Source organism: Neobacillus drentensis (assembly GCF_036962125.1).
Classification (GTDB): domain Bacteria; phylum Bacillota; class Bacilli; order Bacillales; family Cytobacillaceae; genus Neobacillus; species Neobacillus drentensis_B.
In genome coordinates this window covers 87,657-109,154 of record NZ_JBALOA010000015.1, presented here as the reverse complement: position 1 = coordinate 109,154, position 21,498 = coordinate 87,657, and the positions used below count along the sequence as shown (strand labels likewise).

Below are 21,498 nucleotides of genomic sequence, written 5' to 3'. Positions count from 1 at the left end.
CAATCTATTTTATCAGTTTTTCATATTTTTTCGACATAATTCTTATAAATGAGCCAAAATACATGTTACCTGAGAATAGATGCATGAAAAAAGATCACTTTCCACTGTGATCCCTTTTCTTGTTCATTATTTATTTTTTCCTAAAATAAAAATAGGTTCTAGTTCACCATTTTCATACAAAAATGACAGAGCTGTAATTGGGACATGACCATTTGCAAAAAAGCTCATCGCCATTTGCGCCATCACATCATAGCCTCGATCATTACGTATATCAGCAATAATTAATACATCCTGATGTGGAACTGCAAGAACCATCGTTCCAGTAATCTGCTTCTCAATTTCATTCAAAAAAACTTTATTTAATATCCTGCTGGCATCGTATCCATCATTGGTATTAAGAAAATAAAAGCTATTACCGGCAACTTGATCCTCTTTTAGTGAAGTGGAAAGGGAGCGGACATTAAATAAGGCAATTTCCTTAATCCTCTTTGCTTCCCAGCCCTCCTTTGCCATTATACGCGAGTCAATTAACCGATATGTATTACCTTGATCATATGCATAATAAATTTTTGTTTCCGCCGTGTGCTCGTCAACTAAGAATGGGACACCCTCTTCTGCTTCCGTCGGGAATGACGTAGAACGAATCACGGGAAAGATTTTCTTTTCATGATCGGTTAGCTGAACTTCGTCCTCCATGGCACGAAGCCCCTCCTCGATATAATAAACCACTTCATTAATAGCTTTTTCCTTGTCCACATGCCATTTAGCTATAATCCCAGGTAATGCGACCGTGATCCCTTTTCCTGTTTCTTTATTTTCAAAGCGTAATTGGTCCTTCTCCCGATTATAAGAAATCACCCGATCTACACGAGCCAAGCGCTTCTCTAATTCAGCTTTCATTTTTCTACTATCCATTTTCATTTTAAATCCCTCCATATTGGAGCTGCTCTGTCTAGTTTACATGAAAAACCCTCCATCTCAAAGGATGGAGAGTCAGACGATTATTTCAAATCCGCAATAAAATTTTCTATTTCTTCTTGTGTTTTTCGATCTTTACTTACAAATCTGCCCAGCTCTTTTCCATTTTCAAAAGCAATAAAACTTGGGATCCCAAAGACGTCCAATTGCTGGCATATATCAATAAACTGATCACGATCAATGTGAATAAAAGTATATTCATTAAACTTGGATTCTACTTCTGGTAAAATCGGCTCAATAATTCGGCAATCTGGGCACCAGCCAGCTGAAAACATGAAGATGGTTTTCCCGTGGTCGCGCAGTTGTTCAAATTGCTCGATTGACTCTAAATTTTTCAAATTCAACGCCTCCATTTGAATCTTTTGCGTTTTTCAATACTATCAAAACAAATCATATCAGTCCAGCTACTTTTCAGTCCAATTATTTGCTCTTTTATATTGTCCCACTAAAAGGTCCATTACATGAGTAAACATTTCAGAACGACTAACCATTCCATTTGTAAAAATACCAACTGCCCCTTCTTGTTTCCTTACATTTTTCTTATTCGCAAAATCTTCCATGACGAGTCCGAGCTCTTCACCCGACCTGAGGCGAATAGCCACTTCTTCCGGTAGGGGAATCCTCGCCCCACCAGCGATAAACGTTTCCCCCTCATTTGATACAAGTGCTCCCCAGTTACAAATAAATAATCCGTAACTTGTTTCCTGTACCCCGCCCTCAAGACCAATTCCGATGTCGCCCTTTCCTTGTTTTAGGGCACCTATCGCCCGATTAATTGCCCCTTTGATCGTTTCTTCATCAGAAAAGGGTTGCTCGTTAACACCTGAAGGGATATCTAAGTTCACAAACTCATCTTCAGAAGTAAAACTATTCTTTACTGCATTAATTTTAGCAGGGTTCTTAGACCCAATAATAATTTTCATAATAAATTCCCCTTTTGAAAAAGTTAAAAGGAGCATATAAATGCTCCCAAAATCTTAACTGTTAGCTTTAATCGTATCAACCGTGCTTTTATCACATGCCTTGACTAGTCTGGTAATTAGTTCTTTTGCAGCTGCATAATCATCTATATGAACTATCGAGGCATGGGTATGAATATAGCGCGAACAAATACCTATTACTGCACTCGGGATGCCCTCTTTAGATTGATGCACCCTACCGGCATCTGTTCCACCCTGTGAAACAAAATATTGATATGGAATATTATGCGTTTCTGCTGTATCCAGGACAAATTCTCTCATCCCTCGATGGGTAACCATTGTCCGGTCAAGGATTCGAAGCAATGCCCCTTTACCTAATTGGCCAAACTCATTTTTATCCCCGGTCATATCGTTGGCTGGGCTAGCATCCAGAGCAAAAAAGATGTCTGGGTTAATCATATTAGCTGCCGTTTGGGCACCACGTAAACCTACTTCTTCTTGAACCGTCGCCCCTGAATAAAGTATATTTGGCAATGTTTCGTCCTTTAATTCCTGAAGCAGTTCAATAGCTAATCCACACCCGTACCGGTTATCCCATGCTTTCGCTAAGATTTTTTTTGGATTTGCCATTGGTGTAAATGGACATATTGGCAAAATGGCCTGACCAGGCTTTATCCCTAAATTTTTGGCATCTTCACGATTATCTGCCCCAATATCAATTAACATATTTTTGATTTCCATTGGCTTATTACGCTTAGCATCGTCAAGCAGGTGTGGAGGAATGGAACCAACAACACCAATTACTGGACCGTTGTTCGTCATGACTTGAACACGCTGGGCCAAAATAACTTGACTCCACCAGCCGCCAAGTGGTTGAAAACGGAGCATGCCATTTTCCGTAATTGCCGTCACCATGAAGCCTACCTCGTCCATATGACCTGCGACCATTACTGTCGGACCCTTTTCGTCTCCTCTTCTTACCCCAAAAATGCTGCCCAAATTATCTTGAACAATCTCGTCTGTGTATTGAGATAATTGTTCCTTCATAAATTTTCTTACCAAATGTTCATTTCCGGGAGCTCCGGGAAGTTCAGTTAACGTTTGAAAAAGTTTTAGTGTTTGATCGTTCATGTTTTATGGCTCCTTTAATTTCTCGGTTTTGTTATGTATATAAATTTTATTTTACAGACTTTTGGTTTCTTTTTCCATCAATTGAATTTCATCTACCTTATAGTATGTTCCTGATCCGTAAATACGATATACTGAGAAGAGAATCCTATCTTTTCCAAATTTATCTTTTGGAGGTCTGTTATGAAATGGAAGTCGTTTCTTCTTGGTGCAGTGGTCGGTATGATCGGCGGATATGCTGCAAAAGAAATAATCAACAGCAAAACTAATGTTTCACCTGAAAAAGTATTAGAACAAGTAAAAAAACAATTTACCAGGAATGGACCCATCAATGGCTCATGGATTCATATGGAAGCAGAGCCATACGAAAAACAACAAATTCATTACCGTATATACAAAGGCGGCATTTCTAAAAACAACAATGGATCTCTTGAACAATTTGAATTCATTGCTGACGCGCAGACTGGCACTCTTTTGGACGTGAGGACTTTATCGAGCGATCTTAATTCATAGTAGTAAAAATAGTCGTACCTAATAGGTCACGGCTATTTTTCTCTTTTAATACTTTCAACAATGTGTTTTCCGTCTGCATCCCACTTCACTGCACGGTAAAAGGCATCATGATAGAAGCTGAACCAAGCATTATTAATTAATCCGTATGGGAGCCATTTTTCCTTTGCTGCGATCGACGTCATTGGATAGTCATCATAGGCCATCACCCATAATACTGGTTGATGTGCGTGTGTGGCCATCAGGTCAGCCATATGAACTAACATTTCTCCCTCGTCCTCCACAATAAGAATAGAATGTCCATCACTATGACCACCAGTATGAATCATCGTTAATGCCTCTAAATTCCACTGTTCTTCGAAAGGTTCTAATTGAGTTTCTATTGCTTCCCAGTTTTCTTTCCAATATGTATTTTTCGAACGAATATTAGGGTTTCGCATTTCATCCCATTCTACTTGGGAGGTAATAATTTTCGCATTAGGAAAGGCCGAAATGTATTGTCCATCCACCAACTTTGTCAGACCGCCTGCATGATCAAAATGCAAATGAGTCATAAGGATGTAATCAATATCTTCTGAGTTTAAGCCTAATTCCCCTAATGATTCATCCAGCTCAGATTCTCTCGTTACACCATAGTTCCTTAATTGTTTATCCGTTAATTTTCCTTTACCGATCCCGGTTTCTACTAAGAAATTTTTCCCGCCCATTTGAATTAACATCGGGTCGGTAGGAAGCTCTATCTGATTTTTTTCATTGTGGGGATACTTTTTTGACCATAACCCTCTCGGAACAACCCCAAACATCGCACCGCCATCTAAATTCGTCACTCCTCCAGATAACCATGTGACTTTCACACCACCAATTTCAACTGTTTCCAAAGTTTCTTCCCCCTTTTGCCCTTTTTCTATATATTAACATCTTCAGATTATTTGAAGAAATAAAAAAGACAGCCCAATAAAGAACTGTCCTGAACAATTAGTTTTGATATTTCACTTCACAACGATAAATACGACTTCCTTTTTCTGAAAATTTCTCTTCATACTCTGTCATAATGTTCCCTTCATAATCACTCTTATGGAGATCTAGGCTAATATACTTTAATAATAACCCGTATTCCGAAAAGCTGATTAATGAATGTTCAAATAACCCTTGGTTATCCGTTTTAAAATGAATTTCTCCGCCATCAACCATAATATCCTCATAAAGCTTTAAGAAATCCTTATAGGTTAATCGTCTTTTCCGATGCTTATACTTTGGCCACGGATCAGAAAAGTTCAAATAGACCTGGTCGACATCATTTTTCGCAAAGTATTTCGGTAAATCAACTGCATTTACATTCAAGAGTTTAACGTTCGGTAAATCAGCTTCAATTAAACGCTCCAAAGCGGTAATGATGACACTGTCGTATAATTCAATCCCAATGTAATTAATCGTTGGATTAGCTCTAGCCATCTCAGTAACAAATTGCCCTTTGCCTGTGCCCACCTCAATATGGAGTGGTTGATGATTACCAAATACTTCATGCCATTTTCCCTTATACTGTTCCGGCTCCGCAACAATATATTGAGGATGCTGCTCTATTTTTTCCTTTGCCCAAGGTTTATGCCTTACTCTCATTTATGACACTCCTAAAAATAATATTGGTTACTACATATCATGCACCATTTTTCCTACAAGTTTAACTTTTATGGAAATAACATCATGCATAAACAAAAAAAGAATTCACAACCTAACAGTGTGAATTCTTGTTTTTAAATAACACTTGCGAGGTGTCCATTCATGCCATTAAGTCATGATGACCAGGTTACTTTATTAAAAGATATATTAAATAATCATCAAGCCGATTGCTGCGGGTCTGTTGCCGAATGCGAACAATTGGAACGTTTAGTGAAATCCCTAATGGTAAACACACAAATTGACCAAAATGTTAAAAATGTCTTACAAGAAGTATATCAATACAGCCAACATGGAGTCGGCACGTCTGATTTAGACCAACATATCTTGTCTAACCAAACAAACCTATCGAATTGGGTAAGTGATATTGATCAATTTTCCTGATTAGAGAATTTCATCTAAAAACTTGATCCATTTGTTCATTTCTTCCAAGCGGCTTTTATTTTTATACCATTGAATTGAAGAAAGCGTTTGAATGGTGACATACCATTTCATTCGCAACTTTAGGTCATCGGTTAGTTCTTTGCCGTACATGCTTAACCAATCCTGCCAATTCTCCATTGGGATGTACCAATAAAGGAGCAATCCCAGGTCAATGGCGGGGTCAGCAATCATTGCCCCGTCCCAATCAATCAAATACAACTGGTTGTCTTCTGCAAGCAGCCAGTTGTTATGGTTGACATCTCCATGACAAACCACTTTTTCATCGCAATAGACATGTAATGCTTCCTTTTTTAAGAAGTTCATGGCTCTTTGCGTTTCTGGCAAGGAAAGGACCTGTTCATCTAACTCATTTACCACCGATTGCAATATAGGCTCAGGATGGATTGGAGAAGTCTCTATCCGGCTCAGCATACCCAGCATTGGCTCTGAACAATGAATCTTCTTTAGCAGTCTTGCCACTAGCTCTTGATTCATTTCTGAGGGCTTAAGTTCTCTCCCAGGCAGCCACTGCTGTGCAGTAATTACATCTCCACTTTCTAACCGTTTTGTCCAAACAAGCTTTGGGACAATCCCTTCTGCTGATAGGACAGCGAGAAACGGTGACGAATTCCGCTTCAAAAATAGCCTTTGGTCTTTATATTTTGCATAAAAGGCTTCACCTGTCTTGCCTCCAGCAGGGGTAATTTCCCACTCTTGTCCTAGTATATGATCCAAAATTGCTCACCTTCAATTTATGCCGTTCTAATGGGCTTATTCCCCTATCAATTAAGAGGTATAACCTGCGCTGCCGGAAGGTCTTATATTACCACAGTTTCATCAACAGCTTTTATTTTTACAGAAATAAAAAAAAAGCTATTGAAACCATTGCACACAATAGCCATCTTATTAAATTTTATCTCGGATTACCTTTTTTCGTCAAGTAAATATGAAGAAACTATTTTTTTAGCAAAACATTAATGGAAACTGGTTCAATAATTAAATCTCTACCATCCAACATACGAATGGTTGTAATCCCTGCATTTTCATGATCAACTAACACAGCCCAGTCTCTAACCGTTAATAAAACCTCTTGCTTCTTTATGGAAGGATTGATTAATAAGATTATTCCATCGTCATTATTAAACCAATACCCCAACAATGGGGAAGGCAGTTGTAATTGCTGTATATTTTTTCGAATTTGAGCAGCTGTTCTCATTCGGAAACAAGGAAATTCCTTCCGTACTTGTATCAGTCCTTTAATGTATTCTACTTGATTCTTATAGGAAATCATTCTATCCCAGTCTAATTGGTTTACCTCATCTGAAGAACGATAACTATTCCCGTCCCCTTTTTTCGTTCGAAAAAACTCCTGACCACTGTGGAGAAAGGGAATTCCCTGTGATAACAAAACAATCCCTGTGGCGAGACGATGATATTTCATCCGTAAAGAATCATCTGCACTGGGGAGACATGCAAGAAGTTTATCCCACATTGTATGGTTATCATGACATTCAACATAGTTCACTGACTGGATGGGTTCATTAAATAGTGCCGTCCCCTCTTTTGTAAAACCAATGCTGCCTGTTATGACTTCATTAGCCGCTTCGATGTAATGCTCATTTCCAAAGGCAAACCCTTTATCAAACAAATTAAAGGAACTTCCTTTAATACAATCCCGAAATTTATCATTGAATTGAGCTATTTGCGGCATTTTCGCTTGATTCCCGATTATCGCTTTCTGATCAACAGGGAGCGGTGTGTTGAGATTCCAGCCCTCACCAAGGATAATTGTTCCTGGTGACAGACAATCGCAGACTTTCCTTATTTCCTGCATGGTTTGGATATCCAATATTCCCATTAAATCAAATCGAAATCCATCTATATGATATTCCTTTAGCCAGAATTGAATTGAATCAATGATATATTTTCTGACCATCTTCCTCTCTGAAGCAATATCATTTCCAACACCTGTACCATTTGAAGGAAGTCCCATTTCATTATGCCGGAAATAATACCCTGGGACTACCTTTTCAAAGGATGAAGTCTCTCGGATATAGACATGATTATAAACGACGTCCATAATCACACGAAGTCCAAGTTTATGAACCTGGTCAATTAATTGCTTTAATTCGATAATTCTTGCGTATGGAGAGGAAGGATCGGTTGAATAACTACCTTCAGGAGCATTGAAATGAAGAGGATTGTAACCCCAATTATATTCCTTATCTCTATTCAGTTCATCGACACCTGCAAAATCATGAAATGGGAGGAATTCAATATGCGTAACCCCTAAATCCTTAATATAGGCTAATCCTGTAGGTCCACCATCCCGTCCTTTTGTATTGTGCTCACCCGCCCCGAGATATAGGCCTTTATTCGTTACACCACTGTGTGGATGAATGGTTAAGTCTCTTATATGTGTTTCGTAGATGATGGCGTCCACTGGATTTTCAAATGGTGGTAAAGGTATTCGCTGTCTATGTGTCTTTTCAAGTCTAACAATCACACCAAGTTCTCCATTAGCAGTAACAGCCGTAGCATAAGGGTCAATAGCCTCTCGCCATTCTTGATTAACTAAGATTAGGAAACTATATTGAAAAAACTCCAAATCACGCGATACAGCAACTGACCATACGCCTCTTTCTTCACGCTTCATTTTTACAAATTCTGAAAAACTGCTGTTAGCTGGACGCAGCTTTATTTTAACCTGTGTTGCCGTGGGTGCCCATAGCTTAAAACGAGTTTGACCTCCCTCTAATGTCACGCCGAGGTCGTCACCGTCATAATAGAATTTTTCATCAAATGCTTTTGTTCGTATCACGGCGCCAATTTGCAGTTCTGTTTTCCCGCCATGTTCATCCGTAACTAAATATTGTTTTTCAAAGGAATACTCCTTTGAAAATTCGCAAATATATTTCATATTATTATCTATTTGTCTCTTTTCAATGATATTCAGTGGATGTTCTTGAAAATCACATGTCATTGAAAAAGAAGATGATAAACCGTGATGATAGGAAAGAGGAAGAAGAATCGTAATGATCTTCATATCATCAAGATAGGCAAAGAAATTTCGGTCAGCAGCCATCATTCGAGTTCCTCTCTTTCATATTCACTTCTTTCGTACATTTTTTTCTCGTCAACACCTCGAGGGCACCTGCTTGGAGGTTTATATTCAGGGGCGTTAAACCAATATACTCCCCATCCGCGTGAACATAGAGTTTTGTATGAGAATGAATGGATACATCTTTCCCTATAAAGGTTTTGACTTCTTTAAAATAGGTGTGCTTCCCCCAAAAGACACTGATAAATACAAGTAATAGTTTCCATCTAGCTAGTTGATGCACCACCGTGATATCCAGTAATCCATCATCCGGTTCGGCTGCAGGGGCAATTTTCATCCCGCCGCCATAATATGGTTGATTGGAAACCGTTACAAACCATGTTTGTTCAAATATATGCTTTTTCCCGTCAATTGATAAATCAATTGTGGAGGTTTTATAAGTAAATAATTTTTTTAGGAGAAAATACACATAAACGAGGCGGCCCATCGAAAGTTTATTAAATAACGCCTTGACCTTAGATTGATTAACTTCAAAGGAAATAACAGCATCAAAACCTGCACCCATATTGTTAATAAAATAGTGCACATTTGAATTAGACATGGTAATTTTCCCAATATCGATTGGCACGCCCTTTTGTTTCGCTAAGCGAAGAATCACATCTAATGCCTTAACGGGGTCGGAGGGTATTTGAAATCCTCTAGAAAAATCATTTCCTGACCCACCAGGAATAAATCCAAGTGTAATATTTCGATCCTCTCCTGCTCCATTCATCACCTCGTGCATCGTTCCATCTCCACCCACGGCAATGATGATTTTTTGCTCAGGCTTGATTAACGCAATATGGTTCGCCAGCTTCTTAGCATGTCCTGGGAATTCTGTAAAAAATGCTAAATAGGAAATCTCTTTTACCTTTAGTTGCTGTTCTACTCTCTCCCATACCTTAAGGCAATGCCCGTTTCCAGCTTTAGGATTAATAATAAAATAAATTTGTTTCATAATACCTACCTTATATTTATGTTTTTGTTTTGTCTAAAGGATATATGTTTATTACTTCATATTTCGGTGATTGGTTTAGGTTTGTTCGATAAAGTACTACTTCACTGGTTTCAAAGGAAAGAGGTATTGGCTGAACTTCATCCCAAAGATTAAGTAGCTCATCTTGAAAGGGTTGGTTTCCTTTCCACTTTCTAGCAAGGGTAATATGAGGGCGAAACGGTCTTGTTTCTAGTTGGAATCCCGATTTCTCACAAGCGGAAAACACTTTTTTTCGAATGGATTGCAAGTAATGGCTTTCTTCCGTATTAGCCCAAAAAACACGGGGAGAAGCAGCACTTCCGAAATATCCAAGCTTGTTGATTTTTAATGATAGTGCATTCTCATCGTTAAGGACCTTTTTCACGTTTTTATCTGCTTCTGTAAGCTTATCATGTGGTGCACTGCCAAGAAACGCTAAGGTAATATGTAAATCCTGATAATGAACCCAGCGGCTAAATGGGATTCTATCCTTTAGTTTTTCCATATGATCTCTCATCACTGATTTCGTTTGTTCAGGTATTCTTACGGCAAAGAAAAAATGGGATTGTTGTTCCATTGTTATCTTCCTTTCTTTAGATAATTCTAGTCTATTTTGTCCTAAATGTATCTATTAGCAGACTGATTATTATCCGAGATTTTTTACAAAGATGAAATTTTTAATTATTATAAAAAGGGAACGTAGAATTAGTATTTATTATAGTCAATGAAAGGGACGGTCCCATGAAAGTAGTCAACAATATAGCTGAATTAATTGGAGAAACACCACTAGTCAAACTAAATCGCGTAGCGCCTCAGGGCGGGGCATCGGTTTATTTAAAACTGGAGTATTTCAATCCAAGTAAAAGCGTAAAAGACCGGGCTGCTTTTAATATGATTATTGAAGCGGAAAAGGCCGGTAAATTAAAAGATGGTTCAACGATTATTGAGCCAACAAGTGGGAATACAGGGATTGGACTTGCAATGAATGCTGCCGCTAGAGGATATAAATCAATTATTGTCATGCCGGATACGATGACACAAGAACGAATTAGCATATTAAGAGCATACGGTGCAGAGGTTATTCTTACACCTGGTGATGAAAAAATGCCTGGAGCGATTAAAAAAGCACTTGAATTAGCAAGTACGATTCCAAATAGTTTCGTCCCGATGCAATTTGAAAATCATGCGAATTCAGATGCACACCGTTTTACTACGGCTATTGAAATTATCGAGGCCATGAAAGAGCTCGGGAAACCACTTACAGCTTTTGTTGCAACTGCTGGAACAGGAGGGACCATTACCGGTACTGGTGAAACTTTGAAAGCGCATTATGAACATTTAACTGTTCATGTGGTTGAACCAAAAGGCTCCCCTGTTTTGTCAGGCGGAAAACCAGGTAAGCACAAACTTGTAGGAACAAGCCCAGGATTTATTCCAACCATTCTGAATCAACAGGTCTATGATGAGATACATCAAATAAACGATGAAGACGCCTATGATATCGCGCGTCGCTTGGCAACCGAAGAAGGAATTCTTGTCGGTCCATCCTCTGGTGGAGCATGCTTCGCCGCAATAGAAGTTGCTAAACGATTAACCCCTGATGATATCGTCGTTTGTATTGCCTGCGATACGGGAGAAAGGTATTTATCGAGCGATTTATTTCAATTCTAGAATAAAAGACGTGGACACTTTTGTGTTCACGTCTTTTCACTATTTAAGGATCTTGTCTTTAAGTGCCCCGCATTGTCTTTCAATTTCTTGCTCAAACAATTCCTGCAACCTTTTGGTGACAGGTCCTGGCAGGCCATCTCCTACCCTTTTCCCATCTACTTCAATAATAGGCATCACCTCTGCAGTCGTACTTGAGAGGAATGCCTCATCTGCACTCGCCAAGTCTTCAAGTGTAAATGTTTGTTCTTCCACGACAATCTTATTACTCTCACAAACTTGTAAGATTACATCTTTTGTAATTCCCTTTAATATTAAATGATTGGACGGATGGGTGGTGATGCTGCCATCCTTAATGATAAAGATATTCGAAGAACTACCTTCAGTAACCTCCTGACTGCGATGTTGGATTGCCTCAAAGCAGCCGGATTCTGCCGCTTTTTGTTTTGCTAACAAATTGCCTAGCAGGTTCAAACTTTTTATATCACAGCGGAGCCATCTAATATCTTCTGTTACCATGGTTTTTACACCAGTCTTCAAACTAGCTAACGGTCTAGTTACCTCTTTTGTGTAGGCAACCAGGCTTGGCAAAACATTGTCCGTTGGAAACGAATGATTACGAGGGGCAACTCCTCTCGTTACTTGCATATAAACGATGCCTTCCTGAAGATTATTTTTTAAAATGAGTTCTTCAAGTAGTGTCGTTATTTTTTTCTTTGTGTAGGGCAGTGTAATACAAATGCTTTCTGCACTTTTAACAAACCTCTCCAGATGTTCGTTGATCGTAAACATTTTACCGTTGTATACACGAATAACCTCGTATACTCCATCTCCAAATTGATAGCCTCGGTCTTCCACATCGACCTTTGCATCAGAACGTTTTATCATTTCCCCATTCAAAATTGCAAATTTCATTCTAACATTACTCCTTTTATTTTTTTGACTAAAAATTCAAACAATTTGTCATAATCCATACATTATAACCCATAACCTATAGTAAGAGTATAACAAGGGAGGGCAAATATCCGAACAATTCGTGTAAAATTTTGATAATTATTTTGTAAAATAAAGTATATTGGTGGAAATTTTCAGATTTTGTGGTTACAATAAGGATAGATGGAAGACATCTAAGTATCCACAGTAATTCATCCATGAAAAGGAGATGTCTGCGCGGAAAAGAAAACTACATATTCTTGAAGAGGAATCTTCAAACAGGCGTCGGTAGCAGGGTATTGCCATAGGTTTGAAAAAAGGATAGGGAGTGGTTCTTTGAAACCTTCGACTAACCGGATGTTAAACCGCATCAAATGTATCTACATGTTTATTCGCAATAACGGAACTGTCACAACGCAGGAACTTGTAGAGGAATTTGGTATCACTCCTCGCACCATACAACGAGATTTAAATGTCTTAGCCTATAATGACTTGGTAATTAGCCCAAGCCGCGGAAAATGGACGACCACACAAAAAAGAGTAAAAATATCTTCTTAATAAGATTGTATAAAAAAAGCACGCGAGACTTTTCGCGTGCTTTTTGTTGATTTATAAATCTTGCTGCCCTTTTACTTGGTTTGTGATTGTATTGTATTCTTGTTCACTTAAAATGCCGAGCTTTCTAAAAACATATGAATAAATGAAAATCCTCCGTTGTAATCGAGGTGTAATGAACATATATATCAGCCTCCTACTTTCCATTAGTATATTCGCCATTTTAAACAAAGTTTCCTTCAACCAACAATAATTCGTAAGGGGAATATTTTAACCTTTAGCAAAAATTGCCTAAAACACACTTTCAATTGACAGCTTTTAATAGTATGGTATATTAATATAAAAATACTTTAGCGCTTAAAAGCGTCTAAGCGAAATAGAAAAGTAGGAGCATACATGAAAAATAATCATCAGAACTTACAAAAAGGATTAATGCCAAGGCATGTTCAGTTTATTGCCTTAGCTGGTATGATAGGGACCGGTATTTTTAAAGGCAGCTCTGACACATTAGCAATTGCCGGACCTAGTGTGGTAGTTGCCTATTTAATTGGCGGTTTATTGTTGTTTATCATTATGGCTGCATTAGGGGAATTGGCGCTTGCTTTTCCAAATTTAAATGTACAGCATTTAGTAAACAAAGCATTTGGATTTCAAGTTTCATATATCGTGGGATGGCTATACTGGATCAATTGGATTCTTGTTACTGTGGTTGAATTATTAGCAGCGGGAAGTTTTCTTCAATTTTGGTTTCCTACGATACCATTATGGCTGTTAAGTTTCCTTTGCGCAGTCGTAATTGTGGGAATTAATTTAACTCAAGTAAAATATTATGGAGAACTAGAATTCTGGTTTGCAGGAATTAAAATCATTGCCCTTGTTGCATTTATTATCTTAGGCTTCTCCCTTCTATTAGGAATCATTCCTAGTCCTGTTCACAATCCGTTCGCTAATTATACAGAACATGGTGGATTTTTCCCACATGGAATGGGTGGAACATTTAGCGCCTTTTTAGTGGTTATGTTTTCGTACGGCGGGGCTGAATTAATTGGGGTAGCTGTTACTGAAACTAAAGACGCGGAGCGAGTATTACCAAAGATTATAAAAGGTGCCGTTTGGCGTGTCATTATTTTTTACATTTTACCGATTCTAATCATTTGCGGTCTCATGCCTTGGGACAAAGTAACTGGTGCAGACAGTCCCTTCGTTCAGGTATTTAGTACAACCGGGTTACCGGGAGCAGCACATATTATGAACTTTGTTCTGTTGACAGCTGTACTTTCTGCTGCCAATTCAGGAATCTATGCAACCTCAAGAACATTATTTTCGATGGCACAAAGTGGTGTTGCACCTAAGGGATTAGCAAAACTCTCAGCAAAGGGGATCCCATTAACAGGAATTATGCTGACGAGTGTATGTATACTAGCAGGTGTTTATTTAGCCTATTTAACACCTAGTCAGGTAATCGGATACCTCATGACCATTCCAGGATTTACCGTAATGGTAATCTGGATCAGCATTTGCGCAGCACAGTTAAAACTAAGACCGATTTATAAAAGCCAGCCAGCTTTTCAAGTAAAATGGTTTCCTTATACGACCATTTTCGCGATTGTATCTTTATGTATTATCTTTATTGGATTTATCTTTAATCCGAATAATTTGATTGGTACAACTGTTAGTTTGGTAACGATTGGCTTTCTAATCTTTTTGTCCTTTCTTCTTAAAAAAGGTATGAATGAAATTCCTGCATAAATTACAACAAAAAAGTGGTACCCCCTTATGGGTATCACATTTTTTTGTTATTTTTCAGACTTTTCCTTTGTCAGATGAAGAGGTTCGACTTCTTTTACATCTGACTCAACAAATAGTCTAAGAGCAGACAATTTATTTTCCCAGAATAATTCAAAATACTGGAGCCAATCTTTTAATTCAAATAAGGGATCCGGCTCAAGCTTGTACCTGGTTTCTCTCCCTATTTTCCGCTCTTTCACCAGGCCCGCTTCTGCTAATACTCGTAGATGCTTAGACACAGCGGTACGGCTAATTGGAAAGTGCTCACTTATTGCCGTGACAGGCATTTCATCTTTACTAAGCAATTTTAACAGCTTTCTTCTTGTAGGATCAGCGATGGCTTGAAAGACATCATGCTTTGCCGATGAAGCTGCCATTTATGCCTCAACATATCCTTGCAATTTTTTCACAAGACCAGCCCAGCCCTGACTCATGTTTTCACGGATTGGAGTATGCGGCGCACCAAATTCAGTAACTTTGTTAGCGTCCCAACCGCCATGAATTAAAGTTAACTCTGTTCTATCATCCAGTTGTTTTAATTCAAAGGTTAGTGTCCAGTCCTTCCCCCAATTAAACGATAGACGGTTTGGCGGATCGACATGTGTTACCTTACATGGCGACATACCAAATTGTGCTGCATTTAAATGAAATTCATGGCCTTCAACAGCCTGAAGATCATTCGGCATGAACCAGGCACCTAGACCCTCTGCTGTAGCTACTGCATCCCATACTTTTGCAATTGGAGCATTATAAACTAGCGTATACTTTATATCCTCTAATGTTACCTGTGACTCGTTACTCATTTTACATTTGCCTCCTCGAATTTTGCTGCGATACTTTTTTGATTGCGAAACCATTTGGTTTCATATAAAGACTATATAACACCATATGGTTGCACGTCAAGCATATTTATTAAGGCTTTTACACCTACGTGACTTCAATCCTGATTCTGACATTGTTTAAGTCACGTAGACTCCTTCTACGTGACCCTAGTCTTGATTTTAATTAAGTTGGGGTCACGTAGACCCAATCTACAACTTTATTCAAAGTAACCTAATATATCTTTTCCTTTTTCTGTTATTGAACAATATTTTTCCCATAAAAAATTTCATCCATCTCAATCTTTAAGCGCTCAGTGATCTCTATATGTTCTTCTGGGGGTAATTCATCTTTTGTGTATCCAAACAAATAGTTATTTAAGTCGAATTCGCGCAGCTTGCACTTAGTGTGAAAAATATGTTCTTGATAAACATTCACATCGATCATATCGAATAATTCGCCGACATCTTCGGGAATGTAATTCTGAATGGAATTTATTTCATGGTCAATAAAGAGCTTGTGCCCGGTTTTATCCCTCGTGAATCCGCGCACACGGTAATCAATCGTCATTACATCGGTTTCAAACGATCGGATTAAATAATGAAGGGCCTTAAGCGGCGAAATTTCCCCACAGGTGGAAACATCAATATCCGCTCTAAATGTGCTGATTCCTTCATCAGGGTGAAATTCAGGATATGTATGAACTGTAATATGACTTTTATCTAGCTGCATGACCACCGATTCTATCGGGAGAGGACCTGGTGATTCCTCAAAGGATTCAGACGGTGCATTAGCAACCGGCCCTTCAGACACTAAAAGAGTTACACTCGCGCCAGCTGGTTCAAAGTCCTGACTGGCCACATTTAAGACATGGGCTCCTATGATATCCGATACATGTTTTAAAATTTTTTGCAGCCTGTCCGCACTGTATTGTTCATCAATATACTTTAAATAAGCTTCTCGTTCTTCTCTTGTTCTCGTGAAACAAATGTCATACATATTAAAGCTTAACGATTTCGTCAAGTTATTAAAGCCGTGTAACTCAATTGCTTGCTCATGTGTAAGTTTCATGATAATTCCCCCTTAAAATTAAGGTTTCCTTTACAAGTAAATATTATTAAGATACCCATTGTTGTACTTCATTACTATTTTTTTAAATGATTTATTGGATCGGCAAAGAGCCGGCTATTCTTCGTACACCATTTGGTGATATTATAAAAAGAGAAAAAGCAGCTTTCAATTGAAGTGCCCCGTAAATGTTAGATTGGTGTCTAACATTTACGGGGCACTTGACAATGAGGCTGCTTTTTCATATATAAGGCTATTTCACTTGATAATTTCGGAGTAACTCCACTTCTTCATCCGTCAGTTCCCGATACTCACCTAATTCCAGTGTCTCATCGAGTGGCAAAGGACCCATTGAAATCCGCTGAAGGTAAACCACTCTTTTCCCAACGGCTTCAAACATTCTTTTTACTTGATGGAATTTTCCCTCGGTGATGGTTAGTTCAATATCGGAATGAATTCCAGATTTTAAAATTTTCAATTCACCAGGCTTGGTTTCATAACCATCATCCAAGATGACGCCCTTAGCAAACGCCTCAATATCGTCCTCAGTCACTTCACCATCAATAACAGCAAAATACGTCTTCGGGACATGCTTTTTCGGTGAAAGCAGGCGGTGGGCCAATTGACCATCATTGGTGATAAGCAGTAGCCCTTCGGTGTCCTTGTCCAACCTACCAACAGGAAACGGTTCATAGACTTGGTCCTCGAGTTCCAATAAATCGATGACTGTTTCGGTTGAATTATCTTCTGTGGCTGATAACACACCTTGTGGCTTATTCATCATCAGATAGATAAATTCTTTGTACTCGATAATTTCTCCATTTAATGTAATGGTTTGGGTGGATGGATCCACATGTTGTTTCGCATCTTTTACTACCACCTCATCCACCTTAACCGCACTGCTTTTTAACAGTTGCTTTACTTCTTTTCTGCTTCCATATCCTAGGTTTGCAAGCATTTTGTCAATTCTCAACGCTTCTCTTCCTCCCAGGTAATTTTAATTTGTTCATGATTCGATCAAGTTTATCTCCAAATAAACGGCTGGCAAGTCCTGTTTTTAAGCCAAGATAAAAATAGATTCCTGCTCCCACTGCTGCACAAATAACGATAATTAACACAGATTCAATTTTTAAAGCAGGAGAAAGGAATAACAATAATAGTTTGTACATTAATTCTGTGCCCACCCACATGAATCCAGCAAGGATGACAATTAACAAGCTCCTTCTCCAAACAAGCCGGAATGGATAACGGGCATATGCCTTAATAACAATCAAATTGATAACAATGGCGGCAACATATCCAAGTGTGGTCGCCAAAACGGCCCCTCTTGTTTCCATCATTTTTATTAAAGGGATATTTAGAGATAGTTTAATTAATAATCCGATAAGTAAACTTAACACTGTAAATCGCTGTTCGTTGATTCCTTGTAAAATGGCTGCGGTGACAGAATATAAGGAAAAAAGGATAGCTACAGGTGCGTATGCCCTTAACACTTCCGTACCTATGACATCATGTTGATAAAACGCTGTATATACAGGTTCTGCCAATAAGGAAAGACCGATAGCGGCAGGTAACGTTAAAAATAATAGTACCTGAAAAGTCTGATTTAACTGTTGGTTTAGGCTTGCTCCCTCCCCTTCAACAAAGGCCCTCGTTATACTTGGCACAAGGGTTAACGAAAATCCTGTTGCTAGCGAAACTGGAATAATGACAATTTTATGGGATTCAAAGTTCAAAATAGAGAAAAAGGACTCTGCAAATTTCCCTTTTCCGATTTCTGCCATTGCCTGACTAAAGGTGAATTGATCAATCGCCTGAAATAAAGGGTTAGCAATTCCCACTAACACAAACGGAAAAGCATAAATAAGAATTTCTTTATATATATCCTTTAGAGAAATGTTAATTGTCCCCTTATCATGTAAAAGGAGTTCATCTAAATACGGTTTCCGTTTATACCAATACCAAAATAAAACGAATAAACCGCCAATAGCGCCAATAAAGGCAGCAAACGTCGCCACACTTACGGCGGTTACCATTTTCCCATTAAATACATGTAAAACAGCGAAAGCCCCTAGAAGGGTAAACGCAATCCTGACAATCTGCTCCACGACTTGTGAAAGTGCAGATGGACCCATTGATTGGTGCCCTTGGAAGAATCCTCTAATGAGGCTCATAAATGGAACAACAATTAATGCAAAACTTACAGCTCGCATGACCGTAGTGACACTATCTAAATTTGCCTTTTTATCACCAACACTCATTTCCGCTAATGAAGGTGCAGCAAAATACATCACTAAAAAAGCCATAACTCCAGTTAACATCATAATGACTAAGCCTGATTTAAACAGCTTTCGGCCTACTGCATACTCCTCAAGGGCATTATATTTTGATATAAATTTAGAAACGGCAAGCGGCACACCGGCTGTTGCAACACTAATAAAAATCGTATATGGCACATAGGAAAACTGATAAAGAGTTGTCCCTTCCCGACCAACGATTTGAAAAAATGGTATAACATAAATTAAGCCGATCACCTTAGAAAGTATTGTTCCTAGCGTTAATATAAACGTTCCTCTTAAAAGCTTAGACTGCATAAAATCCCTTCCTACCCGAAGAAATACGTGCGTTTTTTCATAAAGAAAACTCGCCGACTGGCGAGCCCGTTAGGGCAAAGACAAAGGCGCAATTGCCCTTATGCGATCAGAATTTATAATAATAAATTCTAATTAGCCAAATATAAATCGACTTTTTTTGCACACTATAGTAGTTTACAACTTCTTGCTCCCGGACGCTACTAACAACCAAGTGAAATTTATGAAAATATGGACACATTCGTTTTATTTTGATGATAAATGTTTATAATGGAGTGATGGATTAATAAAAAGTTGGTGTATATATGGAATATGATGTAATTGTCATCGGCGGCGGCCCATCAGGGTTAATGGCGGCCATTGCTGCTGGTGAAAAAGGCGCAAAAGTTCTTTTAATAGATAAAGGTGAAAAACTGGGCAGAAAACTTGCTATTTCCGGAGGCGGACGCTGTAACGTGACCAATCGCCTGCCGATTGAAGAAATCATCAAGCATTTGCCTGGAAACGGGAAATTTTTATATAGTGCCTTCTCGATTTTTAGTAACGAAGATATTATTAAATTCTTTGAGAAATTGGGAATTGCCTTAAAGGAAGAAGATCACGGCCGCATGTTCCCCGTATCCAATAAGGCCCAGTCCGTTGTTGACGCATTACTAAATCAATTAGAAAAACTTCATGTGCGGGTCTTTAAAAATAGTCCTGTCCGTGAACTCATATATGAGGATGGACATGTGTCTGCTGTGGTCCTCAAGGATGGACAAACCATTTCCGCAAAATCGATTGTTATTGCGGTTGGCGGCAAGTCTGTCCCCCACACCGGTTCAACAGGAGATGGCTATGCTTGGGCGGAAAAAGCGGGCCATACTATCACTGAACTGTTTCCAACCGAAGTACCAGTGACGTCTAGTGAACCCTTTATCAAAAGCAAAGTGCTCCAAGGGTTGTCCCTAAGGGATATTGACCTAAGCGTGTTAAATCCTAAAGGAAAACCGCTAATCTCGCACAGAATGGATATGATTTTTACTCATCTTGGTCTAAGTGGTCCTGCTGTTCTTCGCTGCAGCCAATTTGTGGTTAAAGCATTGAAAAAATGGAAGTTACAAGAAGTTACCATGAGTCTGGATGCTCTTCCTGATAAAAAAGAAGAAGAGCTGTTTCAAGAAGTGATCCGGATGGTAAAAGATGAGCCTAAGAAGATAATTAAAAATACCTTAAAAGGACTACTTCCTGAACGATATTTGCTTTTTCTATTAGAGAATAGCGGAATCGATCCATCTGAACAGGGGGGAATGATTTCAAATGAAAAAATTCGTTCTTTTACAAAAAGCTGCAAACAATTCCACATCAAAGTAAATGGGACGTTGCCGCTCGAAAAGGCATTTGTAACCGGCGGCGGTGTATCTGTTAAAGAAATTGAACCGCAAACAATGGGATCAAAGTTAATGAATGGTTTATATTTCTGCGGTGAGATTCTGGATGTTCATGGTTATACAGGCGGGTACAATATTACGTCTGCGTTAGTGACAGGAAGGCTTGCTGGGACGAATGCGGCCTTAACCGCAAAAAAAATCAAGGCCTGACGAATTGTCAGGCCTTGTAGATGATCATAGCTGAAAAACAATAGATTTGTTCCTCTTCTTCTTCCTCCGACAGGGCGGCCACATTATATTTTATATCTAGCAGGCTTGCTTCATCTATTCCTTTCAGAAACCGATTCATTTCCTTTTCTAAATCCTTCTCATGCTCCCGATCAAATAACTTAACCTGTATCAAGGGTCTCTCTCCTTCTTTTTTTTACTATTCTTTCCACTTTTCAGAATTTTTAAAATCCTATTCTATAAAAATTAAGGTTATTTTAAGGTTTTGCTTGTAAACTCCGTTTTATAAAGTCCGTTTTTTATTAGAAAGGAGCATGAACATTGGATAAAAAGCAAAAAATCTCTTGGGGCGTTAGTTTTGGAAGTTTAGCATTAGTCGCTAGTATGGTCTCCTATCTTGGACTATCAAATGGGAATCAACCAAACAATCAAGTCGCACTTAATCAAGGACAGCCTGAAAATAATAATTCCTTTCAGCAATCACAGGATGGGTTCACGACACAACAGCGTCCTGGCCATGGCCGGGGTTTCGATCAATCTTTTGGTGGAGATAACTCATCGTCATTCAATCAAAATGATCAATCCAACAATAATAATTATAATGGTGATCAATTCTCAACTGATGACGACCAATTTTTTGGAGATAGCAATCAACAGGGCCAATTCTCAGATGGAGGTAATCCAGGAATGGGACACCGGGGCGGCTTTGATACAACTACTGGTGGAACTTAATGTTTAATCTCAGGTAAAAAAAACCGATTCCAAATGG

Annotated in this window: 25 protein-coding genes; 7 read left to right on the top strand and 18 right to left on the bottom strand. The window is 38.7% G+C overall.

Features of this window, described 5'->3' with window-relative positions:
* Positions 1 to 126 precede the first annotated feature (126 nt).
* From V7121_RS15035 to V7121_RS15020, 4 genes are all read right to left on the bottom strand, one after another.
* Positions 127 to 915 (bottom strand): DUF1444 domain-containing protein, encoded by a 789-nt coding sequence (locus V7121_RS15035; protein ID WP_335499114.1) that lies wholly within the window; start codon positions 913 to 915, stop codon positions 127 to 129.
* Positions 916 to 1,001: 86 nt separating this feature from the next.
* Positions 1,002 to 1,316 (bottom strand): thioredoxin family protein, encoded by a 315-nt coding sequence (locus tag V7121_RS15030; RefSeq protein ID WP_335498815.1) that lies wholly within the window; start codon positions 1,314 to 1,316, stop codon positions 1,002 to 1,004.
* Positions 1,317 to 1,382: 66 nt separating this feature from the next.
* Positions 1,383 to 1,901: a DUF84 family protein gene (locus tag V7121_RS15025; RefSeq protein WP_335498813.1), complete on the bottom strand. Its 519-nt coding sequence runs from the start codon at positions 1,899 to 1,901 to the stop codon at positions 1,383 to 1,385.
* 54 nt (positions 1,902 to 1,955) lie between these two features.
* Complete coding sequence (locus V7121_RS15020; RefSeq protein ID WP_335547078.1) at positions 1,956 to 3,029, bottom strand: M42 family metallopeptidase; 1,074 nt, start codon at positions 3,027 to 3,029, stop codon at positions 1,956 to 1,958.
* Positions 3,030 to 3,209: 180 nt separating this feature from the next.
* On the opposite strand from V7121_RS15020, the gene V7121_RS15015 reads away from it, so the two are divergent.
* Positions 3,210 to 3,539 (top strand): PepSY domain-containing protein, encoded by a 330-nt coding sequence (locus V7121_RS15015; RefSeq protein ID WP_335498809.1) that lies wholly within the window; start codon positions 3,210 to 3,212, stop codon positions 3,537 to 3,539.
* 32 nt (positions 3,540 to 3,571) lie between these two features.
* Here V7121_RS15015 and V7121_RS15010 read toward each other — a convergent pair whose 3' ends face one another.
* Entirely contained in the window at positions 3,572 to 4,414 is an 843-nt protein-coding gene (locus V7121_RS15010; RefSeq protein WP_335498808.1) for a YtnP family quorum-quenching lactonase, read from the bottom strand.
* Positions 4,415 to 4,511: 97 nt separating this feature from the next.
* Positions 4,512 to 5,153, bottom strand: a complete 642-nt coding sequence (trmB, locus tag V7121_RS15005; protein ID WP_335498805.1) for a tRNA (guanosine(46)-N7)-methyltransferase TrmB — start codon at positions 5,151 to 5,153, stop codon at positions 4,512 to 4,514.
* A gap of 162 nt (positions 5,154 to 5,315) precedes the next feature.
* On the opposite strand from trmB, the gene V7121_RS15000 reads away from it, so the two are divergent.
* Positions 5,316 to 5,594, top strand: a complete 279-nt coding sequence (locus V7121_RS15000) for a YtzH-like family protein (protein ID WP_335498803.1) — start codon at positions 5,316 to 5,318, stop codon at positions 5,592 to 5,594.
* On the opposite strand, the gene V7121_RS14995 is transcribed toward V7121_RS15000, so the two are convergent.
* The 4 genes from V7121_RS14995 to thpR form a co-directional block, all read right to left on the bottom strand.
* A complete protein-coding gene (locus V7121_RS14995; RefSeq protein ID WP_335498800.1) occupies positions 5,595 to 6,368 on the bottom strand; it encodes a phosphotransferase family protein in 774 nt (257 codons plus the stop codon).
* Between the two features lie 220 nt (positions 6,369 to 6,588).
* Complete coding sequence (gene pulA, locus V7121_RS14990; RefSeq protein WP_335547076.1) at positions 6,589 to 8,721, bottom strand: type I pullulanase; 2,133 nt, start codon at positions 8,719 to 8,721, stop codon at positions 6,589 to 6,591.
* Positions 8,708 to 9,691, bottom strand: coding sequence for a diacylglycerol/lipid kinase family protein (locus V7121_RS14985; RefSeq protein ID WP_335547074.1), 984 nt, complete (start codon positions 9,689 to 9,691; stop codon positions 8,708 to 8,710). Before V7121_RS14985 ends, pulA begins: the two co-directional genes overlap by 14 nt.
* 16 nt (positions 9,692 to 9,707) lie before the next feature.
* Positions 9,708 to 10,286 (bottom strand): RNA 2',3'-cyclic phosphodiesterase, encoded by a 579-nt coding sequence (gene thpR, locus V7121_RS14980; protein ID WP_335498795.1) that lies wholly within the window; start codon positions 10,284 to 10,286, stop codon positions 9,708 to 9,710.
* A gap of 164 nt (positions 10,287 to 10,450) precedes the next feature.
* Here thpR and cysK point away from each other — a divergent pair, with 164 nt between their 5' ends.
* Positions 10,451 to 11,380, top strand: a complete 930-nt coding sequence (cysK, locus tag V7121_RS14975) for a cysteine synthase A (RefSeq protein ID WP_335547072.1) — start codon at positions 10,451 to 10,453, stop codon at positions 11,378 to 11,380.
* A gap of 39 nt (positions 11,381 to 11,419) precedes the next feature.
* Here the strand turns inward: cysK and dat are convergent, their stop codons facing one another.
* Positions 11,420 to 12,292, bottom strand: coding sequence for a D-amino-acid transaminase (gene dat / locus V7121_RS14970; RefSeq protein WP_335498791.1), 873 nt, complete (start codon positions 12,290 to 12,292; stop codon positions 11,420 to 11,422).
* Between the two features lie 354 nt (positions 12,293 to 12,646).
* Here dat and V7121_RS14965 point away from each other — a divergent pair, with 354 nt between their 5' ends.
* Positions 12,647 to 12,868 carry a DeoR family transcriptional regulator gene (locus tag V7121_RS14965; RefSeq protein WP_335498789.1) on the top strand — a complete coding sequence of 74 codons (222 nt, stop codon included), beginning with the start codon at positions 12,647 to 12,649 and terminating at the stop codon, positions 12,866 to 12,868.
* Positions 12,869 to 12,919: 51 nt separating this feature from the next.
* Here the strand turns inward: V7121_RS14965 and V7121_RS14960 are convergent, their stop codons facing one another.
* On the bottom strand, positions 12,920 to 13,048 hold the full coding sequence (locus V7121_RS14960) for a hypothetical protein (protein ID WP_335498787.1): 129 nt from the start codon (positions 13,046 to 13,048) through the stop codon (positions 12,920 to 12,922).
* Positions 13,049 to 13,261: 213 nt separating this feature from the next.
* On the opposite strand from V7121_RS14960, the gene V7121_RS14955 reads away from it, so the two are divergent.
* Positions 13,262 to 14,614: an amino acid permease gene (locus V7121_RS14955; protein ID WP_335498783.1), complete on the top strand. Its 1,353-nt coding sequence runs from the start codon at positions 13,262 to 13,264 to the stop codon at positions 14,612 to 14,614.
* Positions 14,615 to 14,661: 47 nt separating this feature from the next.
* On the opposite strand, the gene V7121_RS14950 is transcribed toward V7121_RS14955, so the two are convergent.
* From V7121_RS14950 to V7121_RS14930, 5 genes are all read right to left on the bottom strand, one after another.
* Positions 14,662 to 15,030 (bottom strand): ArsR/SmtB family transcription factor, encoded by a 369-nt coding sequence (locus V7121_RS14950; protein ID WP_335547070.1) that lies wholly within the window; start codon positions 15,028 to 15,030, stop codon positions 14,662 to 14,664.
* Positions 15,031 to 15,456 (bottom strand): SRPBCC family protein, encoded by a 426-nt coding sequence (locus tag V7121_RS14945; RefSeq protein WP_335498779.1) that lies wholly within the window; start codon positions 15,454 to 15,456, stop codon positions 15,031 to 15,033.
* 274 nt (positions 15,457 to 15,730) lie between these two features.
* Positions 15,731 to 16,543, bottom strand: a complete 813-nt coding sequence (speD, locus tag V7121_RS14940) for an adenosylmethionine decarboxylase (protein WP_335498777.1) — start codon at positions 16,541 to 16,543, stop codon at positions 15,731 to 15,733.
* A 250-nt stretch (positions 16,544 to 16,793) separates the two neighbouring features.
* The gene (locus V7121_RS14935; protein ID WP_335498775.1) at positions 16,794 to 17,513 is read right to left on the bottom strand and encodes a 16S rRNA pseudouridine(516) synthase; all 720 of its coding nucleotides are present in this window, start codon (positions 17,511 to 17,513) and stop codon (positions 16,794 to 16,796) included.
* Complete coding sequence (locus V7121_RS14930; RefSeq protein ID WP_335498773.1) at positions 17,503 to 19,134, bottom strand: putative polysaccharide biosynthesis protein; 1,632 nt, start codon at positions 19,132 to 19,134, stop codon at positions 17,503 to 17,505. Before V7121_RS14930 ends, V7121_RS14935 begins: the two co-directional genes overlap by 11 nt.
* A 302-nt stretch (positions 19,135 to 19,436) precedes the next feature.
* Here V7121_RS14930 and V7121_RS14925 point away from each other — a divergent pair, with 302 nt between their 5' ends.
* Positions 19,437 to 20,711, top strand: coding sequence for an NAD(P)/FAD-dependent oxidoreductase (locus tag V7121_RS14925; protein WP_335547068.1), 1,275 nt, complete (start codon positions 19,437 to 19,439; stop codon positions 20,709 to 20,711).
* A 7-nt stretch (positions 20,712 to 20,718) separates the two neighbouring features.
* On the opposite strand, the gene V7121_RS14920 is transcribed toward V7121_RS14925, so the two are convergent.
* Positions 20,719 to 20,904, bottom strand: a complete 186-nt coding sequence (locus V7121_RS14920; protein ID WP_335498765.1) for a sporulation protein Cse60 — start codon at positions 20,902 to 20,904, stop codon at positions 20,719 to 20,721.
* 146 nt (positions 20,905 to 21,050) lie between these two features.
* Here V7121_RS14920 and V7121_RS14915 point away from each other — a divergent pair, with 146 nt between their 5' ends.
* Positions 21,051 to 21,461: a hypothetical protein gene (locus tag V7121_RS14915; RefSeq protein WP_335498761.1), complete on the top strand. Its 411-nt coding sequence runs from the start codon at positions 21,051 to 21,053 to the stop codon at positions 21,459 to 21,461.
* Positions 21,462 to 21,498 lie beyond the last annotated feature (37 nt).

What these genes read in the sequence shown, in the direction of transcription:
- V7121_RS15035 (WP_335499114.1), bottom strand. Translation starts at nt 915, where the DNA reads ATGGATAGTAGAAAAATGAAAGCTGAATTAGAGAAGCGCTTGGCTCGT.
- V7121_RS15025 (WP_335498813.1), bottom strand. Translation starts at nt 1,901, where the DNA reads ATGAAAATTATTATTGGGTCTAAGAACCCTGCTAAAATTAATGCAGTA.
- V7121_RS15020 (WP_335547078.1), bottom strand. Translation starts at nt 3,029, where the DNA reads ATGAACGATCAAACACTAAAACTTTTTCAAACGTTAACTGAACTTCCC.
- V7121_RS15015 (WP_335498809.1), top strand. Translation starts at nt 3,210, where the DNA reads ATGAAATGGAAGTCGTTTCTTCTTGGTGCAGTGGTCGGTATGATCGGC.
- trmB (WP_335498805.1), bottom strand. Translation starts at nt 5,153, where the DNA reads ATGAGAGTAAGGCATAAACCTTGGGCAAAGGAAAAAATAGAGCAGCAT.
- V7121_RS15000 (WP_335498803.1), top strand. Translation starts at nt 5,316, where the DNA reads ATGCCATTAAGTCATGATGACCAGGTTACTTTATTAAAAGATATATTA.
- pulA (WP_335547076.1), bottom strand. Translation starts at nt 8,721, where the DNA reads ATGATGGCTGCTGACCGAAATTTCTTTGCCTATCTTGATGATATGAAG.
- V7121_RS14985 (WP_335547074.1), bottom strand. Translation starts at nt 9,691, where the DNA reads ATGAAACAAATTTATTTTATTATTAATCCTAAAGCTGGAAACGGGCAT.
- thpR (WP_335498795.1), bottom strand. Translation starts at nt 10,286, where the DNA reads ATGGAACAACAATCCCATTTTTTCTTTGCCGTAAGAATACCTGAACAA.
- cysK (WP_335547072.1), top strand. Translation starts at nt 10,451, where the DNA reads ATGAAAGTAGTCAACAATATAGCTGAATTAATTGGAGAAACACCACTA.
- dat (WP_335498791.1), bottom strand. Translation starts at nt 12,292, where the DNA reads ATGAAATTTGCAATTTTGAATGGGGAAATGATAAAACGTTCTGATGCA.
- V7121_RS14960 (WP_335498787.1), bottom strand. Translation starts at nt 13,048, where the DNA reads ATGTTCATTACACCTCGATTACAACGGAGGATTTTCATTTATTCATAT.
- V7121_RS14955 (WP_335498783.1), top strand. Translation starts at nt 13,262, where the DNA reads ATGAAAAATAATCATCAGAACTTACAAAAAGGATTAATGCCAAGGCAT.
- V7121_RS14950 (WP_335547070.1), bottom strand. Translation starts at nt 15,030, where the DNA reads ATGGCAGCTTCATCGGCAAAGCATGATGTCTTTCAAGCCATCGCTGAT.
- V7121_RS14945 (WP_335498779.1), bottom strand. Translation starts at nt 15,456, where the DNA reads ATGAGTAACGAGTCACAGGTAACATTAGAGGATATAAAGTATACGCTA.
- speD (WP_335498777.1), bottom strand. Translation starts at nt 16,543, where the DNA reads ATGAAACTTACACATGAGCAAGCAATTGAGTTACACGGCTTTAATAAC.
- V7121_RS14930 (WP_335498773.1), bottom strand. Translation starts at nt 19,134, where the DNA reads ATGCAGTCTAAGCTTTTAAGAGGAACGTTTATATTAACGCTAGGAACA.
- V7121_RS14925 (WP_335547068.1), top strand. Translation starts at nt 19,437, where the DNA reads ATGGAATATGATGTAATTGTCATCGGCGGCGGCCCATCAGGGTTAATG.